This window comes from Amycolatopsis sp. NPDC021455 (assembly GCF_040640995.1).
Classification (GTDB): Bacteria; Actinomycetota; Actinomycetes; order Mycobacteriales; family Pseudonocardiaceae; genus Amycolatopsis.
Map to the genome: position 1 here is coordinate 1 of NZ_JBFACT010000010.1, position 9712 is coordinate 9712.

Consider the following 9712-nt stretch of genomic DNA (forward strand, 5'->3'; position numbering starts at 1 on the left):
CTGAGGGGTGCCATGCGTTGGGGGGTGCTTATCCCCCACCCAACGCCACATTGGGGCGCATCGGCGGGGCGCGGCCGCGGAAAGCGGAGATCATCACCCGGAGGGGTGGTTTGGCGGCGGCGCGGGCGCGTCGCGTGCGGGTGCGCCGGGTTCGGCCGTTGGCGGGGTTGCGCCGTTCGGATCAAGGGCTAGGCTGCGAAGTGCGGTTCAGCAGCACCAGCCGCCCCTCCGACTTGGCCAGCGTTCGAGCGGGCCGGTAGTGGCCCGCTCGGCACGTCATCTGCGAATGAAGGCGTGTGAAGATGTTAGTCGTCCAGCCCCCCGCGACGGCGATCCCCGTAGTGCCGTCGGCGCGCGAACAACGCCGTGTGTTCGACATCCAGGTGATCCGCCCGTATTTCGGCGCGGTCATGGTCCGGATCCGCGGCGCCCTCGACGCGGACAGCGCTCTCCAGCTCCGCTCGGCGGTGAGCACGTGGGCGCACCGCCGGTTCCCGGTCCTCGTGCTCGACCTGTCCGAGGTCGACTTCCTCGACGCCGCCGGGCTCGCCGTCCTCGGCGGCATCCACGCCCGGACGGTCAAGGAGAACACCGCCCTCCGGATCATCACCGGCGACAACCGCGTGGTGCGCCGGGCCCTGGCCGACAGCGGGCTCGACCACGCGCTCAACGTCAGCCGCCTGCCGTCGGGCTGGGAGCGTGCCACGGAGTTCTCCGGCCAGAGCTGATTCGTCACCGGGGCGCGGCGGGTTCGCGCAGGCCTCCGATCGTCTCCCGCAGCGCCTCGTCGGTCGACGTCGGCTCGATGCCGAACGCGGCCGTCGCGGCCGAAGAGTCGAGGACGAACGGCCGCCGGAGCTGGTACTGCATCTCGGCCATCTCCCGGGCCATCGGGTTGACCAGCCCGGCGAGCCGCAGGGCGAACGCGGGCATCGTGGCGACGCGGGCCGCCGGCGCGCCCGCCAGTTCCGCGGCGCGCTCGGCGAGCCGGCGCAGCGACATCGCCGGCGCGGTCGGCACGTGCCACGGCCGTCCCCAGGCCCGCTCGTCGGCCGCGACCGCGACCAGGGTGCGGGCGACGTCGCCGACGTGGGTCCAGCTGTGCGGGGCGTCCAGGTCGGCCGGTGCCGAGGCGCGCTTGCCGGCCAGCACCTTCGGCAGCACCAGGGCGGTGAACACCGAAAGGGTGCCGGCGCCGAGGTAGTCGGACCCGCGCACCTCGGCCGTGCGGATCCGGCCGGCTTCGTGCGCGGCCAGCGCGTCCGCCCACAGCTTGGCCCGCACCTCGCCCTTCACGGAGTTGGGGCGCATCGGCAGCTGCTCGGTCATCGGCCCGTCGACGGCGCCGTAGGCGTAGAGGTTGCCGGTGGTCACGAGCACGGCACCGCTGGTCTCCGCCGCCTGCAGGAGCGCCGCGCCGAGCGGCGGCCAGTCGGTGCTCCAGCGGTGGTAGGCGGGGCCGGCGCAGCTGTACAGCGCCACCGCGCCTTCGGCGTGCCGGGAAAGACTTCGAGTGGCGTCGGCGGCCACCCGCTCGATGCCGTCGGCTTCGGGGCCGCCGCCGCTCCGGCTGATCAGGCGGACCTCTTCGCCCCGGGCGGCGAGCAGGCGAGCGGTGGCGGTGCCGACCGGGCCGGCGCCGACGACGACGTGCAGAGACATGGGAACCCCCAGGGGAGAGAACAGTGTTCTCGGACAAGAACACCGTACTGCCGTGGTCGAGGTGCCGTCAAGAACACTGTTCTCGTCGAGTACGGGTGTTCTCGCGGTGTGCGACACTGGGGTCATGTCCGCCTCGTCGCTGCGTGCCCGGGTGCGCTCGGAGATGCACCAGGAGATCAAGGAAGTCGCCCGGCGCCGGCTGGCCGCCGAAGGCGCGAACCTGTCCCTGCGTGCCGTGGCGCGGGACATGGGCATCGTCGCTTCGGCGCTGTACCGGTACTTCCCGAGCCGTGACGCCCTGCTGACCGCGTTGATCATCGACGCCTACGAAGCACTGGGAACGGCGGCGGCCGACGCGGAAGCGGTGGTTCCGCGTGACGACCCGCGCGGCCGGTGGCTCGCGATCTGCCGCGCGGTGCGGTCGTGGGCGCTCGCGCACCCGGCCGAATACGGCCTGCTCTACGGAAACCCCGTGCCCGGCTACGCCGCCCCGCCGGAAACCGTGGAGCCGGCGTCGAAGGTGATCCTCCTGCTCGCCGCCGTCGTCCAGGACGCCCCGGGCGAACTTCCGCCGGTACCCGCGCCCGTGCGCCCCGACCTGCGCCGCCTGCTCGACGAGCGAAGCGCTGCCCTGCCGGAGCAGCACCTGGACCGGGTGCTGTTCGCGTGGACGCACCTGTTCGGCCAGGTCAACTTCGAGGTCTTCCACCGCCTCGACGCCATGATCGAGGCGCGCGCCGAATACTTCGAGCACCACATGAACCTGCTGGCCGATCTCGCCGGCCTGCCTTGACGGCGGTCAGGGTCCGGCGATCGGCGCCAGTTCGGCGAACGGCCGCCGCAGCCGGACCTCCGCGCCGGAGAGGTCGACGTCCGCCCACTCGACGTAACGGGTGTGCCGGTGCAGCAGGCGGATCAGGGCCACCAGCGGCGCCGGGCCACGTTGGTCGTGGCGCTGGTAGCCGAACAGCCGCACCCGGGTGCGGCCGACGATCACCCCGCGCACCACGAGCTCGGGCAGCCCGTCGCCGCGCGGGACCGCCTCGGCCCGGATCTCGCGGATCGCCCCGACGTCCCGGCCCGCCGCGTCGCGGACCCGGCGGCCGATCAGCTCACCGGCTCGCACGGCCGGCTCCCGGGATCCGGTCGACGATCCGGCGCCGCAGCCAGTCCTCCGACGGGCTCTCCGTGGCGTGGGCGACCGCCGTGGTCACGACGACGGTGGGCTCGATCCGGCGGATCGCGTTCAGCGGGATCCGCTGCGGCGCCCCGGCGCGGAAGCCGCGGCCGAGCCGCCGCAGCAGCTTCCCGATCGGCCCGTCGATCCGGTCCGCGAGTGCTTCCGGGCCGACGAGCAGCGCGTCGACGACGAACGTCCCACCGTCGGCGCGCAGCTCGAGGTCGTCGACCTTGCCGACGACCGTGCCGTCCTCGCCGGTGATCTGCCGGTCGAGCAGGGCGTCGGCCAGGTCCATCGTGCCGTGGTCGGTCCAGGGGTTCATTGGCCCGCTCCGGTGAAGATCATCAGGGGGATCGCCACCACCGCCGCGACGGCGATGACGACGAGCATGGCGAAGCCGACGATGTTGCTGAAGCGCTTGTTGGCGTGCTTGCCGAGGTATTCGCGGTCGTTGGCGACGATGAGCACCGGCAGGTAGGTCAGCGGGAGCGCGACCGCCGAGAAGATCAGCGAGATCTCGGTCAGGCCGACCGGGTCGATCCCGGTCTGCACCACCAGCACCGCGATCAGCAGGCCGGCGGCGACGCTCACGTGGAAGCGGGCGGCGTTGCGCGGCGCCCGGCGCTTGCCCCAGTCCCAGCCGAAGTACTGCGCCAGCATGTACCCCGACGACAGCCCGGTCTCCAGCGCCGCGCCGAAGGTGGCGGCGAAGATGCCGATCAGGACGATCACCAGGCCGGCGGTCCCGAGCGCGAGCGTCACCGGCAGCACGATCTGGCTCAGCTGGCCGACGTCGACGCCGGCCGGGAACAGCACGGTCGCGGCGCAGGCCATCACGGCGAGGGCGAGCAGGCCGCCGAGGGGGAAGCCGAGCAGCACGTTCGCGCGCTGCACCGGCAGGTCCTTCACCTTCCAGCCCTCTTCGACGCCGCCGGAGGAGAAGAAGAACACTTCGTACGGCGTCATCGCCGACGCGAACAGAGCGACCGCGTGGTAGGCGTAGGTCGGCAGCGCCTGGTCGGCGGGCGGCCCGAGGCCGGCGATCTGCGCGCCGAGCGAGGACCAGTCGGGGTGCAGGAAGAAGATCGCGACGGCGAACACCCCGATCGCCAGGCCGCCGAGGCCGAAGCCGGTCTCCATCCGCTCGAAGCCGACCCGCCAGACCACCAGCCAGACCAGGATGCCGATCGGGAACACCCAGATCAGCCGGTCGACGCCGGAGGCGAGCTCGATCGTGAGCGCGACACCGCCGATCTCCGCGCTCACGGTCAGCAGTGTGATCAGGAACGACCCGGCCAGGTTGAGCAGCGCCATCCGCGGGCCGAGGCGTTCGCGGATCAGGTCGAACACCGGGCGCCCGGACACCGCGACGATCCGCCCGGACATGTCCGCGTAGACGCAGATCCCGAGCACGCCGAGCACGGTCACCCAGACCAGGGCCATCCCGTAGCGGGCGCCGACGACGCCGCTTTCGACGAGGTCGCCGATGTCGACGAACCCGCCGACCGCGGTGAGGATGCCGAGGGTGACGGCGAGCAGGCGCTTGCTCACGACGTCACGCCCCAGCGGGCGAGCTCGCCGATCAGGCCCTGCAACTCGGCGTCGATCCGGTCGAGGCCGTCGTCCGTGCCGTCACCGAGGCCGTCGTCGAGCCGGTGGGCGAGGGCGACCCCGCGGTCGGTGATCGACGCCAGTGCCGCGCGGGCGCGGTCGTCGGTCAGGTCGCCGACGTCCTCGCCCGCCGAGCCGAGTTCGTCGGCGGCGTCGCGGACGGTGACCGAGAGGCTGGGGACGGGCGGCACCGAGTCGCGGTCGGCGGTCACCACGAGCCGCAGGAGTTCGAGCTGGCCCCGGATCTCCCGGCCGGCGTGCACCACGTCCGCTTGCGGGTCCGCCCCGCAGCCCGCCGTCAGGGCAGCGACCGCCAGCAGGGCGGCCGTCGTGCGCAATTGGGTCGGCGACGGCGGGAACACGACCGGCGAGTACCCGATCTTGGCGGGGGTAAACGCCGGGTACTCCACCGTGGACAGAACGGACGATTGAACCGGCGCGCGGCTGGGAAATTCGTCCCCATGTCGAGCGAAGCTCCGTCTCGTGAGGGAGACGGACCGGACGAAAACGACCTTCCGGTCAGCCGTCCCGCGTGGCCGGTCACGGCGCTCAGCACGGTCGCGCAGGGTGGTGTGCTCTGGGTCCTGGTGGCGGGGGTGCTGGCGTGGCGTCCCGGTCCCCGGCGCCGGGCCGCGGGCCACGGCCTGGTGGCGGGCGCGGCCGGCATGGCGCTCGGGCACGCGGTGAAGGCCGTGGTCCGGCGCCGGAGACCGCCGGCGCAGCGGCTGCCGGCCCGCCGGGCGCTGCCCGAGCAGCCGAAGTCTTCGGCGTTCCCCTCCACGCACGCGACGACGGCGGCCGCGTTCACGGTCGCCGCCGGGCTGTCGGCACCGGCGGCGGGCGTCGCGATCGCACCGCTGGCCGCCGCGGTCTGCTACAGCAGGCTCCGGACCCGGGCACACTGGCCGACCGACGTGTACGGCGGCGCGGCGCTGGGCGCGGCCGTGGGCGGCTGGGTGCACCGCCGGTTCGCGCGCGGAAGGCAGAGCACCCAGGACAGCTGAGCCGAACGTCCATGAGGGGCAGTTCTCAGCCGAAGTACGCCCGGAAAGTAGTGCCGTCGTCGCCGGTGTGCAGGCGGACGAGGTCGGCGAGCTGGTTGACCAGCAGCAGCCCGCGGCCGCGCGGCTGGTAGGGCGTCGCAGGATGGCGGCCGGCGAGCGGGTCGGCGAGCCGGCCGCCGTCGTGGACTTCGCAGACGAACTCGCCGTCGCCGCCCCAGAACCGGACCGTGCCGGAGCCGCTGCCGTGCTCGACGCTGTTGGAGAGCAGCTCGGTGACGACCACCTCGACGTCGGCGACCCGGTCGGCGCTCAGCCCGCAGGCGGCCGCGCGGACGTGCGCCAGCGCCCGGGCCGCCGCGAGATCGGTGGTGCCGGCCAGCTCGAAGGCCCCGTCCGGCACCGGCAGGGCCTGGTTGTACCGGGCGATGACGTCGTCCGGGGCGTACGCGGCGCTGGGCCGCCGCCCCGCGCCGTCGACCAGGACCGGGTGCGTGGCCTCGGCGTCGGCGAGGACGCCCGGATCGAGCGTCTCGACGTCGTAGGGGCAGAGGATCGTCACGTCCCGGCCGGCGAAGGCGAGGTTGATGAGCGCTTCGTGCTGGACGCACGCCGGATATTCGTCGGCCGACCGCGCCGCCCAGATCGGCTCGCCGATGATCCGCACCGGACGGCCGGGATGGGTGTCGGCGAACGCGCGCAGCACCCCGGGGATGATCCGCCCGGGGTTGCGCCCGGCCTCGGTCATGTCCAGCAGCTGGACCCGCCCCGCGTCCGCGCCGAGCTCCCGCCGCAGCAGGGCGAGGTTGTCCCCGGGCACGGCGACCGCGACCGGCTCGCCGGCGGCGAGGCCGCCCCACACGAACGGCACGGTGCCCGCCAGGTACTCGGTGTCACCGCGGTAGAACAACGCCGGGTGCACGAACGGGCCGGCCGCACCGGCATCCGCGGTCGCGCTCAAGCCGTCTCCTCCTCTGACTTCGGGGGACGACTCCAGTATGCGCGACGGCGTCGCCGGATCGGGGGACACCCGGGTCACTCCGCGTCACTGTCGGGGCGGGCCGGCCAGGCGCTGGGCGGTTTCCAGCAGCATGGCGTGGACGAAGGCCTGGGGGAGGTTCCCGCGCAGCTGGCGCTGCCGGACGTCGTACTCCTCGGCGAACAGCCCGGGCGGGCCGCAGGCCGCGCGGTTGCGTTCGAACCAGCGGAACGCCTCGGTGAGGTCGCCCTGGTGCCGGCAGGCCAGCGCCATCGTGAACCCGCAGAGCAGGAACGCGCCCTCGGCCTCGCCCAGCGGCCGGTCGTCCTGGGCGAAGCGGTAGACGTACCCGTCTTCGGTGAGTTCGCGGCGGACCGCGTCGAGCGTCGCGCGGGTACGCGGGTCGTCGGCGGGCAGCGCCCCGCGCACGGGCGGGAGCAGCAGGGCAGCGTCGGTCCCGGCGCGGTCCGGGCTGCGCTGCCACGTGCCGCGCCGGTCCAGGCAGCGGGCCGTGGTTTCGGCGAGCAGCTTGTCCGCGAGGCTCGACAGCTCGGCCCCGCGGTGGGCGGGCACTTCGCGCGCCAGCGCACGCAGGCCGGCGACGCAGGCGAGCCGCGAATGGGTCCACCACTCGTCGTCAAGCTCCCAGATCCCGGCTTCCGGGCGGTCCCAGCGTTCGGTGATCAGCCGGACGACGACGCCGGCGGCGCGCTCGACGTCGCCGCCGAAGCGGTCGTGGCGGGCCGCGGCCGCGTGCAGCTGCAGCAGCTCGCCGAGGGCGTCGAGCTGGAACTGGCCGGTGACGCGGTTGCCGACGACGTCGGAACCACCGGGGTAGCCGGGCAGGCGCAACGTCGTTTCCTCCGGCGGCGGCGTGCCGTCGGTCCGGTAGGCGGGCAGGAGGTCGTCGCCGTGCTCGAGGACCCGGGCGGTGGTGAACCGGAGCGCGGCGTCGAGCAGGGGGTGCGGCTCGTCGACGGACGCGGCGAGCCCGGCGTAGCACTGGTCGCGCAGCCACACGTACCGGTAGTCGTAGTTGCGGCCGGCTTCGGAGCGTTCCGGCAGGCCCAGCGTGGCCGCGGCGACCATGCCGCCGGTGCCGGTGGTCAGGCCCCGCAGGACCGCGTAGGAGTGCCGCGCGTCGCGGGCGGCGACGGTGTTCTCCAGCTCCGGCACGGCGCTGTGCCACGCGTGTTCGGTCGCTTCCCACAGGTAACCGGCGTCGGGCGGGCCGGGCAGACGGCGGTCGGAGAGCTCGAGGACGAGGTCGTGCCGCCCGCCGGCCGGGACGGTCAGCTCGAAGCCCAGCCCGCCGTCCCCGGCCACCGCGTCCCCGGCACCGGTCCAGCGGACGCGCAGGTCGCCGGTGCGGCCCGTCCACGTCCCGTCGTCGGCACGCCGCAGCTCGCGCAGCGAGCGCCGCCCGAAGCCGTCGGCGAGGTCGAGCCGGACGCGCATCCGGACGTCCCGTTCGACCGCCTCGATCCGGCGCAGCAGCACGACGCGGTGCGGATCGCCGGGGTGGGCGAGGGCTTCCCGGCACTCGACGGCGGTTTCGGTCGTCACCCAGCGGTTGCGCCAGATCAGCCCGCCGGGCTCGTAGTGGCCGCCCCAGACGCAGGTGCCGGCGGGGCTGACGGTGTAGCTGCCGGTGCCGCCGATCAGCGAGGAGAGCACGGCGCTGTCGGACCACCCGGGCGCGCAGAGCCAGGCGATGTCGCCACGCGGGCCGCACAGCGCGCCGCGCTCGCCGTCGGCCAGCAGCGCGTACTCGCGCAGGACGTGCGGGGCGATGCCGGTCATGACCGGGCTCGGCGCCACACGGTCAGCGCCGTCGTGGCGAGCGCGCTCCCAGCGGCGGCGAGGACGCCGTGGTGCCGGCTGGCCCACAGCTGGAAGCTGCGCGGGGTGGACTTGCGGTCGAACTCGCCGTGCGCGCCGTAGTCCCGCGCGCGGTCGGCCGGTGCCCAGAGGTTCTCCGGCTGGTGGGCGGGCTTGTCGGCGCCGGTCTGCTGGGACTTGTACCCGGTCTTGGCCAGGTAGCGGTCGAGGATCCCGGGGGCGACGGCGTTCGCGAGCAGGGTCCCGGCGGTGCTGCCGCCGACCCAGTATTCGCGACGGCGCGGATGGTCGGCGGCGTGGAGCACGGCGCGCGCGGCTACTTCCGGCTGGTAGATCGGGGGCACCGGCTGCGCCTGGTGCGGCAGCTTCGAGCGGACCCACGAGAACTGCGGCGTGTTGACGGCGGGCATCTGGACCATCGTGGTGCGGACGTGGCTGCCTTCGTGCAGCAGCTCGCAGCGCAGGGACTCGTTGAAGCCCTGGATGGCGTGCTTGGCGCCGCAATACGCGCTCTGCAGCGGGATCCCGCGGTAGGCGAGGGCGGAGCCGACCTGCACGACGGTGCCCCGGTCGCGCGGCTTCATCCGCCGCAGGGCGGCCATGGTGCCGTGCACGTACCCGAGGTAGCTGACCTCGGTGACGCGGCGGAACTCGTCCGGCTCGATCTCGCTGAACGGCGCGAACACCGAGGTGAAGGCGACGTTGACCCACACATCGATCGGCCCGAGCTCCTTCTCGGCCCGGTCGGCGGCGGCGTCGACCTGCGCGAAGTCGGCGACGTCGGTGGGGATGGCGAGCGCGGTCCCGCCTTCGCGCGTGATATCGCCCGCGGCGGCTTCGAGGCCCTTTTCGCCGCGGGCCAGCAGGGCGACCCGGGCCTGCCGGGCACCGAACGCCCGCGCGACGGCGCGGCCGATGCCCCCGCTGGCCCCGGTCACGACGACGACCTGGTGCCGGTTTGCGTTGCTGGTCATGAAACCTCCGATCGGGGTGGATTCGCCCGGGGCTCGCCACGGTGTCGCGAATGACTCATTCGGGACGTGGGAGGCCGCGAATGACTCATTCGCGACGCTCGGGCCCCCGGTGAGGCCGGGCCGCGCGCGCCCAGGCGGCCGCGACGACCACGTTCGCCAGCGCGGCGGCCCGCCACCGGCGGGAGACGACGGCGAGGCCGAGCATGCTGACGCTGTGCGCGACATCGGCGGTCCAGCCCCAGCGGGCGACGACCCCATCGGGCCGCCGGGCGGTGGCGGCCGCTTGGGCGAGGTGGCGGAAACCCAGCGCCAGCACCACTTTCCGCGGGACGGGCAGGTGCCGCGAAGCGACGACCAGCCCACCGCCCCACACGGCCCTGGCCGCGGCGACCGCGCGGGTCATCGCATCCTCCGGCGAGATGCGGCGATGCTCGGTGCGGTCGCGAGCATTGCTGTTCGGTTC

Annotated in this window: 11 protein-coding genes and 1 pseudogene; 3 read left to right on the forward strand and 9 right to left on the reverse strand. The window is 74.0% G+C overall.

The annotated features are described in order from the left end of the window. Nucleotides 1-302 precede the first annotated feature (302 nt). Nucleotides 303-728 (forward strand): STAS domain-containing protein, encoded by a 426-nt coding sequence (locus tag AB0G28_RS15315; protein ID WP_361088886.1) that lies wholly within the window; start codon nt 303-305, stop codon nt 726-728. Nucleotides 729-732: 4 nt separating this feature from the next. Here the strand turns inward: AB0G28_RS15315 and AB0G28_RS15320 are convergent, their stop codons facing one another. Then, nucleotides 733-1662: an NAD-dependent epimerase/dehydratase family protein gene (locus AB0G28_RS15320; protein WP_361088569.1), complete on the reverse strand. Its 930-nt coding sequence runs from the start codon at nt 1660-1662 to the stop codon at nt 733-735. Between the two features lie 124 nt (nt 1663-1786). On the opposite strand from AB0G28_RS15320, the gene AB0G28_RS15325 reads away from it, so the two are divergent. Then, complete coding sequence (locus AB0G28_RS15325; protein WP_361088571.1) at nt 1787-2455, forward strand: TetR/AcrR family transcriptional regulator; 669 nt, start codon at nt 1787-1789, stop codon at nt 2453-2455. 6 nt (nt 2456-2461) lie between these two features. On the opposite strand, the gene AB0G28_RS15330 is transcribed toward AB0G28_RS15325, so the two are convergent. From AB0G28_RS15330 to AB0G28_RS15345, 4 genes are read right to left on the reverse strand one after another with little or no spacing between them, the layout of a single operon-like run. Then, the gene (locus tag AB0G28_RS15330) at nt 2462-2788 is read right to left on the reverse strand and encodes a hypothetical protein (protein WP_361088573.1); all 327 of its coding nucleotides are present in this window, start codon (nt 2786-2788) and stop codon (nt 2462-2464) included. After that, nucleotides 2775-3164 (reverse strand): hypothetical protein, encoded by a 390-nt coding sequence (locus AB0G28_RS15335; RefSeq protein ID WP_361088575.1) that lies wholly within the window; start codon nt 3162-3164, stop codon nt 2775-2777. The genes AB0G28_RS15330 and AB0G28_RS15335 overlap by 14 nt, the downstream gene beginning before the upstream one ends. Further along, a complete protein-coding gene (locus tag AB0G28_RS15340; RefSeq protein ID WP_361088577.1) occupies nt 3161-4393 on the reverse strand; it encodes a divalent metal cation transporter in 1233 nt (410 codons plus the stop codon). The genes AB0G28_RS15335 and AB0G28_RS15340 overlap by 4 nt, the downstream gene beginning before the upstream one ends. Then, nucleotides 4390-4863, reverse strand: a complete 474-nt coding sequence (locus tag AB0G28_RS15345) for a hypothetical protein (protein WP_361088579.1) — start codon at nt 4861-4863, stop codon at nt 4390-4392. The genes AB0G28_RS15340 and AB0G28_RS15345 overlap by 4 nt, the downstream gene beginning before the upstream one ends. Before the next feature lie 51 nt (nt 4864-4914). Between AB0G28_RS15345 and AB0G28_RS15350 the strand changes: the two genes are divergently transcribed. Next, complete coding sequence (locus AB0G28_RS15350) at nt 4915-5457, forward strand: phosphatase PAP2 family protein (protein ID WP_361088581.1); 543 nt, start codon at nt 4915-4917, stop codon at nt 5455-5457. A 25-nt stretch (nt 5458-5482) separates the two neighbouring features. On the opposite strand, the gene AB0G28_RS15355 is transcribed toward AB0G28_RS15350, so the two are convergent. The 4 genes and pseudogenes from AB0G28_RS15355 to AB0G28_RS15370 form a co-directional block, all read right to left on the reverse strand. Next, entirely contained in the window at nt 5483-6415 is a 933-nt protein-coding gene (locus AB0G28_RS15355; RefSeq protein ID WP_361088583.1) for a sensor histidine kinase, read from the reverse strand. Between the two features lie 84 nt (nt 6416-6499). Further along, a complete protein-coding gene (locus AB0G28_RS15360; RefSeq protein WP_361088585.1) occupies nt 6500-8236 on the reverse strand; it encodes a glycoside hydrolase family 15 protein in 1737 nt (578 codons plus the stop codon). Continuing rightward, entirely contained in the window at nt 8233-9249 is a 1017-nt protein-coding gene (locus tag AB0G28_RS15365) for an SDR family oxidoreductase (protein WP_361088587.1), read from the reverse strand. The genes AB0G28_RS15360 and AB0G28_RS15365 overlap by 4 nt, the downstream gene beginning before the upstream one ends. Before the next feature lie 85 nt (nt 9250-9334). Further along, nucleotides 9335-9712: pseudogene (locus tag AB0G28_RS15370) on the reverse strand (hypothetical protein); the annotation flags it as partial.